Here is a 17,050-nt window from a genome sequence, read left to right on the forward strand (position 1 = left end):
AACGGTGGCCGACGTCAAGGGAGATCGGGGGTGCGCTCATGCGGATCGGACTGCTCACGGAGGGTGGCTACCCGTACGCCACCGGTGAGTCCGGACTCTGGTGCGAGCGGCTCGTACACGGACTCGGGCAGCACCAGTTCGACCTGTACGCCCTCGGCGGGTCCGGGACCCCGCGACCGCTCCCCCCGAACGCCCGCGTCGCACGCACCGCCGACCTGGGCGGCTCCGACACCGGCCCGGCGGCCCGGAACCTCCTCGAACGGACCGCGTTCGGCGACCGCCGTGCCGCCCGCCGCGCCTACGGCCGGCGCGAGCGACGCCGGTTCGTCGAGGCCTTCCACCGTCTCGCGCTGGGCGTGTGCGGGGAGAACGCCACCGGGGCAGCGGAGAGCACCGCCGGGCCCGGGGAGAACAACGAGGCCGGGACCGAGCTCGGGAGCGCCTTCGCCGAAGGGCTCTACGCGCTCGCCGAACTCGCCCGTGAGCGCGGCGGGCTCCCCGGCGCGCTCCGCTCCGACGACGCCGTCCGCACCCTCGAATCCGCCTGCCGTGCGCCCGGCGCACGCCGGGGCGCGGCCGCCGCGGGACTCCCCGACCACCTCGCCTTCGTCGAGCACCTGGAGCGCACCCTGCGCCCCCTCTCCCTCGACTGGTACGCGGAGGACGCGCTCGGCGCGGCCGACCTCTGCCACGCCGCGGCCGGCGGCACCGCCGCCCTTCCCGGACTGCTGGCCAAACGCTTCTTCGGGACCCCGCTGCTCGTCACCGAGTACGGCGTACAGCTCCGCTCCCACTACCTCTCGGCCGCCGGCGCCGACCGCTCCGCGCCCCTGCGCACCCTGCTCGCCGCCCTCCACGGCCGGCTCGCCGCCGAGGTCTACGGGCAGGCCGCCCTCCTCACCCCCGGCAACGCCCACGCCCGCCGCTGGCAGGAGAAGTGCGGCGCCGACCGCGCCCGGATCCGTACCGTCCACCCCGGCATGGCCGCCGACCGCTTCGCCGAGGTCGGCGAGGACGAGGAGAGCGGCGACCCCGCCACCCTCGTCTGGGTCGGCCGGGCCGAACCCGCCAAGGACCTCATCGCCCTGCTGCACGCCTTCGCCGAGATCCGCGCCCGGCAACCCGATGCCCGGCTGAGGATCGTCGCCGTACCCGTACGGGAGCCGGGCTCCGGCGCGTACCTCGCCCACATCAAGGGGCTCGCCGCCCAGCTCTTCCCCGACGAGGCCGCCGGCGCACACGCCGTCGGCGAGAACCCGGTCACCTTCGAGGAGCTCGGCGGCCCCGAGGCGCCCACCCTGGAGGACACCTACGCCGCCGGCGCGGTCGTCGTCCTGTCCAGCGTCGTCGAGGGCTTCCCCGCGAGCCTCGTCGAGGCGATGTTCTGCGCGCGGGCCACCGTATCGACCGATGTCGGAGCGGTCGTCGAGATCATCGGCGGCACCGGGCTCGTCGTCCCCCCGCGCAACCCCCGGGCGCTCGCCGACGCCTGCCTCGCGCTGCTCCGCGAGCCCGAGCGCCGCCACCGCCTGGGCGCCGCCGCCCGCGCCCGCGCGCTCGAACTCTTCACCGTCGAACAGAACCTCGCCGCGTTCCGCGGCATCTACCTGGAACTCCTCTCCCACGCGCCGGTGCGCCACCGCCCCGGGGACGGCGTGCCCTTCGCCCACCCCGCCGAGGCACACGTGCCGGGCAGCTGGGCGCACAAGGCCGTGGCCGCCGGGACAGGAGCCCCCGATGCCTGAAGGAGACACCCCCATGCGCGGCTCCGCCGCCGCCCCGACGAGCCCCGGAGCCTGGGACGCCCGCTCCGAGGCACTCCTCGGCGCCCCCGCACTGACCCCCCGTACCGGCGACGCCCTCGACCCGCACGCCCCCGAGGGGCCCGTCGACGCCCCGCCGTCCGGGATAGCCCCGGCCCAGGGGGAAGCGGCGACGCCCCTGCGGGAGGGCGAGACGACGAGGCCGCAGCGGCGGCCGGCCGCGGACGGTGTGCCGACCGCCGCTCCGGCAACGGCCGGCGCACCGTGGCCGACCACGCTGCCCGGCCCGGCGGGCACCTCCGACCCGTCCGACACGTCTGGCAGGGCCGACCCGTCCGGCCCGTCGGACCTGCCTGGCCCGTCGGGCGCATCCGGCCCGTCGGACCTGTCTGGCCTGTCCGGCCCGTCTGGCACATCCGGCCCGTCCGGCTCGGGCGATGCGCCCGGTTCCGTCGAGACGTCCGGCCCCGGCCCTGCCCCGGCGGGCGACCTGTCCGGCCGGGTCCCGGCGACGCCCGCCCCGGCCGGAGCCCCCGCCCCGGCCGGAGTCACCACCCCCGCAGGAGCCCCCGCCCCGGCCGGAGCCCCCGCCCCCGCCGCCCGCCCACGGCGCGGCACCGCCGACCCCGTCAAAGTCCTCATGCACCGGCACCGGGAGCTCTGTGCCCGGGCCGTCGACCCGCTGGAGATCGCCGCCGGGCTCGAGGCCCAGGGGTTCACCGACCGGACCGCCGCCCGCTTCCGGCACCGGGACGTGTTCTCGCTGGCCGAGGAGCTCTACGCGCGCGTGCCCCGCGGCAGCGAGACACCCGCGCCCCCCGCGTCCCCGCGCGGGGACACCGAGGCCTGGGTGCTCGCCGTCCTCACCCCCGGCGCCGCCGCCGCACTCACCGGCATCGGACTCGCCGTCACCCACGGGCCCGTGCGTCTCGCCGTCGGCGCGACCGGGGCCCTGCTGCTCACCGCCGCACTCCTCCTCGCCGTCCGGCGCGGCCCCTTCCGCGCCCCCGACGGCGGCACCGTGCCCGCCGCCCGGCTCTGGACCGTCTGGCTCGTGGCGTACGCGGTCTGCGGCGACGGACTCCTCACCCAGGTGCTCAGCGGCGGCCCCGACGGCCCCTGGGACCTGGCCCCCGGACCGGTCCTGGCCCTCGCCCTCGCCGTCGCCCCCGCCGCCTGGTGCGCCCGGCTCTTCGCCCACCGGGCACGCCGCCGGATCGCCGAAAGCCGGGGCCTCGCCGACTTCGCCGCCGGCATCCGCCCGCTGCTCCTCGGCACCGTGACCCTCCAACTCCTCGCCCTCACCCTGCTGCTCGGGCTCACCGGGTTCAGCTCCGGGGCCCTGGCCCTCGGCGCGCTCCTGCTGCTCGCCCGGCTCCTCACCGTCCACGGCCTCCCCGAGACGGCCGCGGCGGCCCTCGCCGCAGCCAGCGCCGCCGAGGCGCTCGCCCTCACGAGCGTCCTCGCCGCCCGCGTCCCCGCCCCCGGCTTCGACGCGCTCGCCGCCCCCGTCCGGGCGCTCGTCGACACCTGGGGCCCCGGGGCCGTACCCACCCTCGTCTGCGGCGCCGCCGCGCTCGGCCTGCTGGCCCACGCGACCGGCTTCCTTGCCCGGGCCTCGGCCCACGCCACCCCGTGAGAACCCGCCGCAACCCCCGGCGGAGGCCGGGCGACCACAGCACCCCCCACCCCGCCGAGCCTCCCGTCAGGAAACCTTTTCGCACCCGCGGAGCCGACGCCGCGGGCGCGCCCCCTCACCTCTCTGATCACCTCGCAAGGAGACCGAAGACCATGACCCCGCAACCCCAAGGAACGGCCGGTCGGCACGAAGGGGCCGCGCGATGAGGGTGCTCTTGCTCGGAGCCAACGGCTTCATCGGCCGCTTCGTCGCCGACCGGCTCCTCGCCGACCCGGCGGTCCACCTCACCGCGCTCGGCCGGGGCGACGACGCCGACGTGCGCTTCGACCTCGCCTCCGGCAGCCCGGGCGCGCTGACCCGGTTCCTCGACGCCGTCCACCCCGGGGTCGTCGTCAACTGTGCCGGCGCCACCCGTGGCGGCGCCCGCGACCTGACCCGGCACAACACCGTCGCCGTCGCCACCGTCTGCGAGGCCCTGCGCCGCAGCGGCTGCGGCGCCCGGCTCGTCCAGGTCGGCTGCGCCTCGGAGTACGGGCCCAGCCAGCCCGGCTCCTCCACCGCCGAGGACGCCGTCCCCCGCCCCGGCGGCCCGTACGGGGTCTCGAAGCTGGCGGCGACCGAGCTCGTCCTGGGCTCGGGCCTCGACGCCGTGGTCCTCCGCGTCTTCTCGCCCGTCGGCCCCGGCACCCCCGCCGGCTCGCCCCTCGGCCGGCTCGCCGAGGCGATGCGCCGGGCCATGCAGGCCGGGGACGGCGAGCTCAAGCTCAGCGGCCTCGGCGTGCAGCGGGACTTCGTCGACGTACGGGACGTGGCGCGGGCCGTGCACGCGGCCTCGCTCTCCGCCGCCCAGGGCGTCGTCAACATCGGCACCGGCCGCGCGGTCCGGCTCCGGGACGCCGCCGCCGTCCTCGCCAGGGTCGCCGGCTACTCCGGCAACCTGCACGAGCTGGACGCCCCGCACGGCATGCCGCAGCGCCCGATGATCGGCGCCCCCCGCACCGAGGGGACCATCGCCGACCAGCTGGCCGCCGCCCCCTACCCCTACCCCGACGGCTGCGGCCCCTGGCAGCAGGCCGACGTCCGCACCGCCCGCGACCGGCTCGGCTGGCGGCCCCGGATCAACCTGGAGGAGTCGCTCGCCGACATCTGGATGGAGGCGGCGTGTCGCATCTGACGGCGACCACGGGGGCGGTGAAGGAAGCCCTGGGGGTGGGCGTGCCCGGCTACGCCCACCCGCTGCTCGCCCCCGTCGAGTGGGGCGAGCTGACCCGCCCCGGGACCCCGCTGCACTGGGCGGTGCTCAATGTGGCGGAGGGCCCGGGCAGCCGTCCGGACCCGCACTGTCTGGAGGCGGCGGGGAGGCTCCGTAACGCCGGGGTCAGGGTCCTCGGACACCTGGACGCCGCGTACGGCTCCCGGCCGTTCGGGGAGCTGGTCTCGGACGCCCACCGCTTCGTCGACTGGTACAAGGTCGACGGCTTCTACCTGGACCGCTGCCCCGCGGACCGGGCGGACCTGGCCGGGGTGCGGCGGGTCACCGCGACCCTGGAGGCGGTCCTCGGAGGCGAGGCCCACCTCGTCCTCGGTCACGGCACCCATCCCCACCCGGGGTACGCCGAGACCGCCGACCAGCTGGTGACCTTCTCGGGCGCCTGGGCGGACTACCGCTGGTCGCAGGTGGCCGAGTGGACGGCCGAGTACACGGAGGCGAAGTTCGTCCATCTCGTGCACGGCGTTCCGCGCACCCACCTGGACGAGGCCCTGCGGATCGCGCGCTGGCAGGGGGCCGGGACGATCTTCTTCACCGACCGCGCGGGGGGCCCGGGACAAAGTGCGCCATTCCACTCGCTGCCCGGCTACTGGGACGAAATCGTCTCGCGGATCGGACCGGGTGTCTCGGAATGAGAAGAGGCGTGGCAGTGTTACGGGGAGAACAACCGTACTGACATACCGACAACCGGAGTCCCCGTGTCGCTGCCACCCCTGGTCGAGCCGGCTGCCGAGCTCACCGTAGACGAGGTCCGCAGGTACTCCCGCCACCTGATCATCCCGGACGTCGGGATGGACGGGCAGAAGCGGCTGAAGAACGCCAAGGTGCTGTGTGTCGGCGCCGGCGGCCTCGGCTCGCCGGCGCTGATGTACCTGGCCGCCGCCGGCGTGGGCACGCTCGGCATCGTGGAGTTCGACGAGGTCGACGAGTCGAACCTCCAGCGCCAGATCATCCACAGCCAGGCCGACATCGGCCGCTCCAAGGCGGCGTCGGCGCGCGACAGCGTGCTCGGCATCAACCCGTATGTGAACGTGATCCTCCACGAAGAGCGGCTCGAAGCCGAGAACGTGATGGACATCTTCAGCCAGTACGACCTGATCGTCGACGGCACGGACAACTTCGCCACGCGCTACCTCGTCAACGACGCGGCCGTGCTGCTGAACAAGCCGTACGTCTGGGGTTCCATCTACCGCTTCGACGGCCAGGCGTCGGTCTTCTGGTCCGAGCACGGTCCCTGCTACCGCTGCCTCTACCCGGAGCCCCCGCCGCCGGGCATGGTCCCGTCCTGCGCCGAGGGCGGCGTCCTGGGCGTGCTGTGCGCGTCCATCGGCTCCATCCAGGTCACCGAGGCCATCAAGCTCCTGGCCGGCGTGGGCGACCCGCTGGTCGGCCGTCTGATGATCTACGACGCCCTGGAGATGCAGTACCGCCAGGTCAAGGTCCGCAAGGACCCGAACTGCGCGGTCTGCGGCGAGAACCCGACCGTCACCGAGCTCATCGACTACGAGGCCTTCTGCGGCGTCGTGTCCGAGGAGGCCCAGGAGGCGGCGCTCGGCTCCACGATCACTCCGAAGCAGCTCAAGGAGTGGATCGACGACGGCGAGAACATCGACATCATCGACGTCCGAGAGCCGAACGAGTACGAGATCGTCTCGATCCCGGGCGCGCGTCTGATCCCGAAGAACGAGTTCCTGATGGGCACCGCCCTCCAGGACCTCCCGCAGGACAAGCGGATCGTCCTGCACTGCAAGACGGGCGTCCGCAGTGCGGAGGTCCTCGCAGTGCTGAAGTCCGCGGGCTTCGCCGACGCGGTGCACGTCGGCGGCGGCGTGATCGGCTGGGTCCACCAGATCGAGCCCGAGAAGCCGGTCTACTAGACGGTCGAACGGAGGGGCCCGGATCTCGACACGAGATCCGGGCCCCTCCTCATGCCCCGCCACGGGTCACGCCCCGCTACGGACCGCCCCGCTGGAGCAGGTCTTGCCGTACGCGGGGACCTTGCCGTCCAGGAGGTACGCGTCGATCGTCGCCGTCACGCACGACGAGGTGCCGTACGCGCCGTGCCCCTCGCCCTCGTTGGTGACCAGGACGCCGACCCCGTCGCCGAGTTCCTTCGCCATCTTCTCCGCGCCCTCGTACGGGGTCGCCGGGTCGCCCGTGGTGCCGACGACGAGGACCGGGGCGGCGCCCGGGGCGCTCGCCTCCGGGGTCGCCCGCTCGCCCTTCACCGGCCACTCGGCGCACCAGCCGGCCGTGTCCCAGGCGAGGAACTCGCCGAACACGGGGGAGAGCCGCCGGAATTCGGGGACCAGCGCCTTCGCCTCCGCCGCGGTCGGCCGCGCGCTGGAGTCGGCGCAGGAGATCGCCCGCTGCGAGTGCGTCTGGGTGGCGTAGTGGCCGTTCGCGTCACGGTCGTTGTAGTAGTCGGCCAGTTCGAGCAGGGCGCCGCCACGCCCCTTCTCGGCGTCCGCAAGGGCCGTCGTCAGGAGGGGCCAGTTGGACTGCCCGTACAGCGTCACCGCGATGCCCGTGAGGGCCAGGCCCTCGGTGAGCCTCCGCTCGCCGACGGTCAGCGGGGCGCGGTCGAGCTTCCGCAGCAGGCGCGCGATCCGTTCGGTCCCGTCCTCGGGGTCCTGGCCGGTGCTCTTCAGGTAGTTGCCCAGGGCCCGCTGGAAGCCGATCGTCTGGTGGCGGGCGTGCCCCACGGTGTCGGCGGTCGGGTCGACGACCGCGTCGAGGACGAGCCGGCCCACGTTCCGCGGGAAGAGGTGCGCGTACGTGCCGCCGAGCTGTGTCCCGTACGAGATGCCGAAGTAGTGGAGCCTGTCGTCCCCGAGGACCCGCCGGATCAGGTCCAGGTCGCGGGCGGTCGCGGTGGTCGTGGTGTGCGGGAGGACCGTGCCGGAGCGGCGGGCGCAGCCGGCGCCGAAGGCGGCGTTGTCCTTGAGGTACGCGGCCTCCTCGTCGGCCGAGTCCGGGGTGAGGTCGACGGTGGCCTCGGCGGCGGCCTGTTCGGCGTCGGTCCGGCAGACCACACCGGCGCTGCGGCTGACGCCGCGCGGGTCGAAGCCCACCAGGTCGTAGCGCTCGGCGAGCCTGCCGTAGTCCTTCTCGACCTGCGGCAGGATGTCGACGCCGGAGGCGCCGGGGCCGCCGAAGTTGAAGAGCAGGGAGCCGATGCGGTCGGCCTTGCGGCCCGCCTCCTTGCGGATCAGCGCGATCGGGATCGTCGCGCCCTCGGGCTTCGCGTGGTCGAGCGGCACCTTCACGGTGGCGCAGCGCCAGTTCGTGCCGGGCTTCGTCCCGTTGGGTCCGGGAGCCGGGCAGGACCGCCAGTCGGGGCGCTGGCCGGTGAGGGAGGCGGGGAGCGGGGGAGTGGCGGCGGTGGCCGAGGGGGCGGCGGCGGTGGCCGACGGCTTGGCGTCGGTCGTGGTCGTCCTCGGGCCCGGGGTGGTGGCCGGTGCTCCGCCGCCGGCGCTCGTGCAGCCCGCGACCAGCAGGCCGGTGACGGCCAGGACCGCCGCCCGTATGCGTATGGACATGTGTTCCCCCCAGGAGCCCGACAAGGCGGCCATCCTAGGGGGAGCCCTCCGGGCTACTTGCAGACGGTGCCGGAGACCGGGACCTTGCCGTCCAGGAGGTAGGCGTCGACCGCCTTCTTCACGCACGCGCTGCCGCTGTTGTAGGCGCCGTGGCCCTCGCCCTCGTACGTCAGCTCCACGCCGACCCCGTCGCCGAGCGCCTTCACCATCGAGCGGGCGCCCTCGTACGGGGTGGCCGGGTCGCCGGTGTTGCCGACGACCAGGATCGGTGCCGCGCCCGGAGCGGAGACGTCCGGGTTCTCCCAGGTCCCGGGCACCGGCCACTGCGAGCAGCTGGAGAGCGCCCAGCCCATGAAGTCGCCGAAGACGGGGGAGGCCTCGCGGAACTGGCCGAGCCGCTCCTTGGCCTGGCCGAGGGTGTAGCGCTCCTTGAAGTCGACGCAGTTGATGGCGGCGTTGGCGGCCTGGATGTTGCTGTAGGAGCCGTTCTGGCCGCGCCCGTTCATCGAGTCCGAGAGGGTGAGGAGCAGCGCCCCGTCGCCGCCCTCGGCGTCGGAGAGACCCTGCTCCAGATAGGTCCAGAACTCCTTGGAGTAGAGGGCCTGCGCGATGCCGTTGGTGGCCTGCGTCTGGGTGAGCTTGCGGTCGCCGATGCCGGCGATCGGCTCCTTGTCGAGGGAGGCGAGGAGCTCGATGACGAAGGCCTCGATCTCGGCGACGGTCGAGCCGGGCAGGGTGCACGCGTCGCCGCGGTCCACACAGTCCTGGGCGAAGTTGTCCAGGGCGAGCTGGAAGCCCTTCGCCTGGCCGAGGGCCCCCTCCTCGACGCCGGCGTCCGGGTCGACGACCGCGTCGAAGACGGCCCGGCCGACGTTCTTCGGGAAGAGATGGGCGTAGACGCCGCCGAGTTCGGTGCCGTACGAGATGCCGAAGTAGTGGAGCTTGTCGTCGCCGAGGACCTGGCGCATCAGGTCCATGTCCCGGGCGGCGTTCTCGGTGCCGACGTGCGGCAGGGCCGGTCCGGCGTCCTTCTCGCAGCCGGCCGCGTACCTCTTCTGCGCGTCCGAGAGCGTCCGCTCCTCGGCCTCGTCGTCGGGCGTGAAGTCGAGGGCGTAGTAGGCGTCGAGCTCCTTGTCGGTGAGGCATTCCACCGGGTCGCTGCGGCCCACCCCGCGCGGGTCGAAGGAGACCAGGTCGTAGCGGCCGCGCAGGGCCTCGTAGTCGTTGGCGAACCCCGGCAGCGCGGTGACGCCGGAGCCGCCCGGCCCGCCGAAGTTGAAGACGAGCGAACCGATCCGCTGGTCCTGGTCGCGGGCCCGGGCCCGGATCAGTGCGAGCTCGATGGTCTCGCCCTCCGGCACCGACCAGTCGAGCGGCGTCTGGAGGAAGGAGCACTCCCAGACGGCGCCCCCGGGCAGCGGGGAGGGCGCGGGCCCGCCGCCCTCGGCGGCGGACGGCGCCGGGCACGGGGTCCAGGACAGTTTCTGCGCCGCCAGCGCGGAGATCCCGGCCGTGCCGCTCGGCTGCGACCCTTCCGCGTTGTCGCCCCCGTCCGAGCACCCGGCGGCGAGCAGCACGGTGGTGGCGGTGAGCAGAGCGGCGCGCTGGGCGGCGGAGATCGGCATAGGCCCATGGTGGGTCGCCGTTCCCGCCCACGCGCGGGACGGGGGTCCATGCGGGTGGCGCCAGGACGCGACTCCGTCGCCTACAGCGCCTCGCGCCTCGTCAGCCAGTTGAAGCAGAGCCAGCCCGGGAGGACCGGGATCCACAGGGTCAGCAGGCGGTAGAGCAGTACGGCCGGGGTGGCGACCTCGATGGGGAGGCCGACCGCCACCAGACCCAGGGTGAGCGCGGTCTCGACCGCTCCCACGCCGCCCGGGGTCGGCGCCGCCGAGCCGAGCGCGTTGCCCGCGAGGAAGACGACCGCCACGCTCGCGTAGCTGATCGACACGTTGTTGTGGTCGAAGGCCCGGATCGAGGCGTCCAGGCAGAGCACGAAGGTGAGGGTGAGCAGCAGCATCCCGCCGATGCCGGTGACCAGCTTCATCGGCCGCTGGAGCACGTCCAGCATGCGCGGCACCACACCGGCGAAGAGCGAGCGCAGCCGCGTCGAGACGAACTTCCGCATGAACGGGATCGCCGTCACGACGAGCACGAGCACCGCGACCGTGAGGAGACCGGCGATGACCGTCCTCGACGGGGTGAAGGACTGCGACCGCTCCGTTCCCGTCAGATAGCCGAAGGCGAGCAGGAGCAGGATGTGCGCCCCGAGCCCGAAGAGCTGGGAGGCGCCGACGCTCGCCACCGCGAGCCCCGGCCGTACCCCAGAGCGCTGGAGGAAGCGGGTGTTCAGGGCGACACCGCCGACCGCCGCCGGGGCGACGATCTTCACGAACGAGCCGGCGACCTGCGCCACCACCGTCCGCCAGAACCCGACCCGCTCCGGCACGAAGCCGAGCAGGCTCATCGCCGCCGCCACATAGCTGACCGCGGAGAACAGCACCGCGGCCGCGACCCACCGCCAGTCCGCCTGGCTGATCGTCGACAGCGGCGTCCGGGAGATCTGCGACAGCAGGAAGTACGCGGCGACCGCGCCCGCGATCAGACTGACCAGGGTCCGTGGCTTGATCCGTTCGAGACGGACCGGCTCCGCCGGCGCCTGCGGGCGGATGAGCAGTACCTGCTGCCGGATCTGGGCCAGCAGGTCCTCCTCGCGGGCCTCGTCGAGCGCCGTGTCCAGAGCCCGCTTCTCGGCCTTCTTGTCCGCCTTCTTCTCGGCCTTGGTCTCCGCGCGCGCGGCTGTCGGGTCCGCGGCCGCCTCCGTGGCCTGGGCCTTCGCCAGCTCCCGCTCGTGCTTGGCCGCCTCCGAGGCCGCGAGCACGGCCTCCCGCTCGCGTGCCGACCGCTCCCGGGCCAGTCTCCGCAGCGTCGTGCGCGTGGAGCGGCTCAGCGCGATCGGCTGGAGCAGCGGCAGACAGTCGGCGACGGCGTCCGGGCCGAGCACCTCGACGGCCGCGGCGACCGTGCGCTCGGCACCGACCCGCAGCCCGAGGGTGGTGAGCAGCTGGGCGATGTCCATCCGCAGGATCAGATCGCCGGCCGCGATCTCGCCGCCGCGCAGATCGGTGAGGATCACCCTGCCGGAACGATCCACCAGAATCGCGTCGCCCGTGAGGCGGCGGTGCGCGATGCGGCGCGACTGGAGCGCCCGTACCTGCCGCCAGGCGCTGCGGACCAGGTCGTCGGTGATGTCGTCGTCGTCGAGCGAGTCGAGGCTGCGGCCGCCGATGTGCTCGTAGACGAGCATCACGGCGTCCGGGCCGAGCTCGGAGGTGGCGATCAGCTTCGGCGCGTTCGCCCCGGCGGCGATCGCCGCGTACGCGAGGAGCGCCTCCTGCTCCAGGGCCTGCCGCAGCGAGACGATCGACCGGCGGGTGGTGATCGTCCGCAGGGTGATCCGCCGCCACGCGCGGTAGAAGAAGCCGTGCGCCTGCTGCTCGCGGTCGACGACGGTGACGTCGAGTGGCGGCCCGTCCTCCAGGGTCACGATGTACCGGCGGCCCCGGTCGCCGCTGTCCGACGAGTCGGGCACGCCCTCGGCGCGCAGCGCCGTGACCGGCCGGAAGCCGACCCGGCGCAGACCGGCGAGGAGGGTCTGCCCGGTGGGCCGGACGTTGGGGGAGCCGACCGCGTACAGCGTGCCGTACGCCACCGTCCAGCCGATCAGGACGGTCAGGATGATCGAGAGCGCGGTGGTGTAGCCGGCCACCAGCATGGTGAACGCGTCGAGCAGCAGCACCACCCAGAGCGACACCCGCCAGCGTGGCCTGCGGGCCATGCCCACGGCGGTCATGTACGCGATCACCGGCGCGAGGTAGTTGTGCACCGGGTCGGTGAGCCCGCCGCCGGACGCCGGCTGGGTCAGCGCGTCCTGGATGGTGCCGGGCGCGGCCTGGGCGACCCAGAGGTCGGTGGCGAGGGTGAGACCGTGCGCGAGCACGGCGGCGAGGACGCCGTCCGCGATGCGCAGCCCGTCACGTTTGATCAGGCGTTCGATGGCGAAGGCGACGGGAACGAGCAGGACGGCGATGGAGGAGACGAGACCGGCGATCTTGACGAAGACATCGGGTGCGCCGACGGCGCCCTTGTTGATGTCCTCCTCGAGGCCCGAGGTCGTCGCGTGGGCGAACGCGGCGACGGCGATGACGAGCCCGATGGCGAGCAGACCCGCGAGCAGCCGCATCAGGTCCGAGGGCCGGTGGACCCGGGCGGCGAGCAGCGGCTCGTCGCCGGAGACCCGCTCGGGCACGTCGGCCTGGCCCTCCTCGGGGGGCTGGGTGTCCGGGGCCATCACCATGTCCGTCTCTGCATGCGCGTTGTGTCGTTCTCGTTCTCGCTGTTGTTCCGGCTGTATTTCTCGCTGTTGTTCTTGCTCTTGTTCTTGTACTTGTCGCTCTTGATCTCGTATCACCAGTCACCGCCCGCACGATGGTGGCACGAAGAGCCGCCGCGCGGAGGCATCAGGGCCATGTCGGTGGGGTGAGGCAGGATGGGGCGGATGAGCATGGAGGTGCCCGTGGGGGAGACCGGAGAACTGCCCGAGTACGCGGAACGGGTGCTCGACGTCGCCGACGGAATCCCGCCCGGCCGGGTGATGACCTACGGCGACGTCGCCGAATGGCTGGGCGAGGGAGGGCCCCGCCAGGTCGGCCGGGTCATGGCCCTGTACGGCGGGACGGCGCCCTGGTGGCGGGTGGTCCGCTCGGACGGCACGCTGCTCCCCGGGCACGAGCTGAGGGCCCTCGACCACTACCGCGAGGAGGGCACGCCGCTGCGCGAGCGGGGCCCGGCGGCCGAGGGACACCTGCCGAAGATCGACATGCGGCGGGCGCGCTGGGACGGAACTCACATCTGAGCCCGCCGGCCGGGGACGACCGAGCGGGGCCGGGCGTGAGCGGTGCCGGAGGGGACGTACGCGGTACGGAACGGGGCGTGGAGTACGGCTCGGCGGCGGGACGTTTCGCGTAACGTCGACGTTCGCGTCTCCCGAGGCGACGGCGGACCGACGAGCCCGACGGCCGGCCGCGGCGGACGGCCGCCTCACCCGCACCACCACTCCCACCAGGACCGGCGACCCACGTGAGTACCTCCTCGACCACCCGGCGTACGCCGCCGTACCAGGGACAGCCGTACCCGGGTTCGGGACGGCCGCGGAACCCGGGCGCGTACCGACTGGTGCGCACCACGCCGGCCCCGATGGATTCCCCTCAGCTGGACGCAACCCAACGCGAAGTGGTTGACCACGACGGCGGACCTCTTCTCGTCCTCGCCGGACCCGGCACCGGCAAGACGACGACCCTGGTCGAGGCCGTCGCCGCCCGGATGGAGAAGGGCGCCGACCCCGAACGGCTCCTCGTCCTCACCTTCAGCCGCAAGGCAGCCGTCGAACTCCGCGACCGCATGGCCGCCCGGCTCGGCGGCCGCCGCCCTCCGCAGGCCACCACCTTCCACTCGTACTGCTACGCCCTGATCCGCGCCCACCAGGACGCCGAACTCTTCGCCGAACCCCTGCGGCTGCTCTCCGGACCCGAGCAGGACCTCGCCGTACGGGAACTGCTCGCCGGCCACATCGACCTGGAGAAGGCCGGGCTCGGAAGCATCCGCTGGCCCGACGAACTCCGCGCCTGCCTCACCACCCGCGGCTTCGCCGACGAGGTACGGGCCGTCCTCGCGCGCTCCCGCGAACTCGGCCTCGGACCGGACGCGCTGGCCCACTTCGCCGCGCGGGTCGGCCGGCCCGACTGGAAGGCCGCGGCCGGCTTCCTCGCCGAGTACCTCGACGTCCTCGACCTCCAGGGCGTCCTCGACTACACGGAGCTCGTCCACCGGGCCGTACTCCTCGCCGGGGACATCAGCCTGCCCGCGTACGACGCGATCTACGTCGACGAGTACCAGGACACCGACCCGGCACAGGTCCGGCTGCTGCACGCCCTCGCGGGCGGTTCGACGGGGGCCGCCCGAAGGGCGGCCGTGAGGGGCGCCGGCCGGGCGACGGGCGGGAGCACGGTCGTCGCCTTCGGCGACCCCGACCAGTCCATCTACGCCTTCCGGGGCGCCGACGTGAACGGCATCCTCGACTTCCCCGCGTCCTTCGGCGGCGCGGACGTCCGGGTCCTGCGCACCGCGCGCCGCTCGGGCGCCGAGCTGCTCGGCGCGACCCGGCTGCTCGCCCAGCGGATGCCGATGCCCCGGCTCCCCGCCGACAAGGTCCGCGCCCACCGGGACCTCACGGCGGCGCGGGACGGGGGCGGGGCGGAGGCGTACACGTACCCGACGGCGTCGGCGGAGGCCGAGAACATCGCCGACCTGCTGCGCCGCGCGCACCTGGAGGACGGCGTCCCCTGGCACCACATGGCCGTCCTCACCCGGGCCGCCGCCAACCTCCCGTCCCTCCGCCGCGCCCTCACCTCGGCGGGAGTCCCGGTGGAGACGGACGCGGCGGACACCCCGCTGCGTCACGAACCGGCGGTGGCCCCGCTGCTGCTGGCGCTGAGGGCGGTGGCTCACGCCGACCCGGTTGTGGGCAGGCGTTCCGCAGGCGCGGCGGGGGCACCCCCCGCGTCTGACGTGGAGCCCGCGTCTGAGGTCGCGCCCGCGTCTGTCGTGGAGCCCGCGTCTGAGGTGGAGCCCGCGTCTGTCGTGGAGCCCGCGTCTGAGGTGGAGCCCGCGTCTGTCGTGGAGCCCGCGTCTGAGGTCGCGCCCGCGTCTGTCGTGGAGCCCGCGTCTGAGGTGGAGCCCGCGTCTGACGTGGAGCCCGCGTCTGAGGTCGCGCCCGACGTCGAGGCCCCGTCCCCGGAGACCGCGCCGGCGCAGCCGGAAGGCACCCGCACGTGGCTGACCACCGAGACCGCGCTCGAACTCCTCGCCTCCCCCCTCGCCGGCGTGGACCCCGCCGACCTCCGCCGCCTCGGCCGTGCACTGAGGGACGAGGCGCGCGCCGCAGGCGACAAGGTCCCGCCCCCCTCCGACGTCCTGCTCGCCCGCGCCCTCGCCGAGCCCGAGCGCCTCGCCGCCCACGACCCCTCCTACACGCGCGGCGCGAAGCGGCTCGGCGAGCTGCTCCGTGACACCCGCACCCTCCTCGCCGGCGGCGGCACCGCCGAGGAGGCCCTCTGGGTGCTCTGGAGCGGCACCCCCTGGCCCGGCCGGCTCGAGCGCGCCGCGCTCCGCGGCGGGCCCGCGGGCCGCAACGCCGACCGGGACCTCGACGCCGTCTGCGCCCTCTTCGAGACCGCCGCCCGCGCCGAGGAGCGCGTCGGCGGCCGCGGTGTCCTCAACTTCCTCGAGGAGCTCGACGCGCAGGACATCGCCGCCGACACCCTCACCCGCCGCCACACCCGCCCCGACGCCGTCCGCCTCATGACCGCCCACCGTTCCAAGGGCCTGGAGTGGAGCCTCGTCGTCGTCGCCGGGGTCCAGGAGGGACTCTGGCCCGACCTGCGCCGTCGCGGCTCCCTCCTGGAGGCCGACCGCATCGGCCGCGACGGCCTCGCCGAGCCCCTCACCCCCGGCGCCCTCCTCGCCGAGGAGCGCCGCCTCTTCTACGTGGCCGCCACGCGCGCGCGTGACCGGCTCGTCGTCACCGCCGTGAAGGCCGCGGCCGAGGACGGCGACCAGCCCTCCCGTTTCCTCACCGAGCTCGGCGCCGAGCCGAAGGACGTGCCCGGCCGCCCCCGCCGCCCCCTCGCCGTCTCCGCCCTCGTGGCCGAGCTGCGCGCCACCACCGTCGACCCGGACGCCTCGCCCGCGCTCCGCGACGCCGCCGCCCACCGGCTCGCCGAGCTCGCCGCGCTCGCCGACGAGGACGGTCAGCCGCTGGTCCCGGCCGCGCACCCGGACCGCTGGTGGGGCCTGTTCGAGCCGACCCGCAGCCCGGAGCCGCTGCGCGACCGCGACCGGCCCGTCGCCCTCTCGCCGAGCTCCCTGGACAACCTGGTGAGCACCTGCTCCCTCCAGTGGTTCCTGGGCCGCGAGGTCAAGGCCGCGGCCCCCGCCACCGCAGCCCAGGGCTTCGGCAACGTCGTCCACGTCCTCGCCGACGAGGTCGCCTCCGGCCGTACCCCCGCCGACCTCGACGTCCTCATGGCCCGCCTGGACTCCGTGTGGGACGCCCTCGCCTTCGACGCCCCCTGGAAGTCGGCCCAGGAGAAGCAGAACGCGCGCGTGGCGCTCGAACGCTTCCTGAGCTGGCACGTCATGGACCGCGGCGGCCGCACCCCGGCCGCCTCGGAGCACGGCTTCGACGTGACCCTGGAGGCGGGCGCGTACGAGGTCCGCATCCGCGGTTCCATGGACCGCGTCGAGACCGACGAGCACGGCCGCGCGTACGTCGTCGACTTCAAGACCGGCAAGTCGGCCCCCACCAAGGACGAGGTGGCCCAGCACCCGCAGCTCGCCGTCTACCAGCTCGCGGTCCGGGAGGGCGCGCTCGACGAGGTCCTCGACGGCCGGCGGCCGGAGCCGGGCGGCGCCGAACTCGTCCAGCTGCGGCAGGCCGCCCCGCAGAAGGAGGGCGGCGACGCCCTCCCCAAGGTCCAGGCACAGGAACCGCTCGCCGGGGAGTGGGTCGGCGAGCTGCTCGCCAACGCCGCGGGCCGGGTCCTCGACGAGCGCTTCACCCCCACCACCGGCCAGCACTGCACGAACTGTTCGTTCCGCGCCTCGTGCAGCGCCCAGCCGGAGGGCCGCCAGGTCGTCGACTGACGGGACGGCCCGGGGCGCGGAGTCGCGGGCACGCGCGCGGGGGGAGACCCTGGTGGACAGGGATCGGGGAAAC

10 protein-coding genes are annotated in these 17,050 nt (G+C 74.4%); 7 read left to right on the forward strand and 3 right to left on the reverse strand.

All coding sequences use genetic code 11. The features are described 5' to 3' along the window. Positions 1 to 38: 38 nt before the first annotated feature. The 5 genes from E0F75_RS11370 (at position 39) to moeZ (ending at position 6,549) form a co-directional block, all read left to right on the forward strand. On the forward strand, positions 39 to 1,745 hold the full coding sequence (locus E0F75_RS11370) for a DUF3492 domain-containing protein (RefSeq protein WP_187622391.1): 1,707 nt from the start codon (positions 39 to 41) through the stop codon (positions 1,743 to 1,745). Continuing rightward, on the forward strand, positions 1,738 to 3,402 hold the full coding sequence (locus tag E0F75_RS11375) for a hypothetical protein (protein ID WP_229312642.1): 1,665 nt from the start codon (positions 1,738 to 1,740) through the stop codon (positions 3,400 to 3,402). The genes E0F75_RS11370 and E0F75_RS11375 overlap by 8 nt, the downstream gene beginning before the upstream one ends. 202 nt (positions 3,403 to 3,604) lie before the next feature. Further along, on the forward strand, positions 3,605 to 4,576 hold the full coding sequence (locus tag E0F75_RS11380; protein WP_030320749.1) for an NAD(P)-dependent oxidoreductase: 972 nt from the start codon (positions 3,605 to 3,607) through the stop codon (positions 4,574 to 4,576). Then, complete coding sequence (locus tag E0F75_RS11385; protein WP_187622392.1) at positions 4,564 to 5,307, forward strand: spherulation-specific family 4 protein; 744 nt, start codon at positions 4,564 to 4,566, stop codon at positions 5,305 to 5,307. Before E0F75_RS11380 ends, E0F75_RS11385 begins: the two co-directional genes overlap by 13 nt. A 63-nt stretch (positions 5,308 to 5,370) precedes the next feature. Further along, entirely contained in the window at positions 5,371 to 6,549 is a 1,179-nt protein-coding gene (moeZ, locus tag E0F75_RS11390) for an adenylyltransferase/sulfurtransferase MoeZ (RefSeq protein WP_187622393.1), read from the forward strand. 66 nt (positions 6,550 to 6,615) lie between these two features. Here moeZ and E0F75_RS11395 read toward each other — a convergent pair whose 3' ends face one another. The 3 genes from E0F75_RS11395 to E0F75_RS11405 all read right to left on the reverse strand — a co-directional run bounded on the left by E0F75_RS11395 (position 6,616) and on the right by E0F75_RS11405 (position 12,571). Then, the gene (locus tag E0F75_RS11395; protein WP_187622394.1) at positions 6,616 to 8,214 is read right to left on the reverse strand and encodes an alpha/beta hydrolase; all 1,599 of its coding nucleotides are present in this window, start codon (positions 8,212 to 8,214) and stop codon (positions 6,616 to 6,618) included. 53 nt (positions 8,215 to 8,267) lie between these two features. Continuing rightward, on the reverse strand, positions 8,268 to 9,839 hold the full coding sequence (locus E0F75_RS11400; protein ID WP_187622395.1) for an alpha/beta hydrolase: 1,572 nt from the start codon (positions 9,837 to 9,839) through the stop codon (positions 8,268 to 8,270). An 80-nt stretch (positions 9,840 to 9,919) separates the two neighbouring features. Continuing rightward, positions 9,920 to 12,571 (reverse strand): lysylphosphatidylglycerol synthase transmembrane domain-containing protein, encoded by a 2,652-nt coding sequence (locus E0F75_RS11405; protein WP_187622396.1) that lies wholly within the window; start codon positions 12,569 to 12,571, stop codon positions 9,920 to 9,922. Positions 12,572 to 12,772: 201 nt separating this feature from the next. Here E0F75_RS11405 and E0F75_RS11410 point away from each other — a divergent pair, with 201 nt between their 5' ends. Next, positions 12,773 to 13,129: an MGMT family protein gene (locus E0F75_RS11410; protein WP_374115389.1), complete on the forward strand. Its 357-nt coding sequence runs from the start codon at positions 12,773 to 12,775 to the stop codon at positions 13,127 to 13,129. Between the two features lie 224 nt (positions 13,130 to 13,353). Then, positions 13,354 to 16,977, forward strand: a complete 3,624-nt coding sequence (locus E0F75_RS11415; protein ID WP_187622398.1) for an ATP-dependent DNA helicase — start codon at positions 13,354 to 13,356, stop codon at positions 16,975 to 16,977. Positions 16,978 to 17,050: the final 73 nt, after the last annotated feature.

The sequence above is a fragment of the Streptomyces sp. CB02980 genome, from assembly GCF_014451325.2.
Lineage (GTDB): Bacteria > Actinomycetota > Actinomycetes > Streptomycetales > Streptomycetaceae > Streptomyces.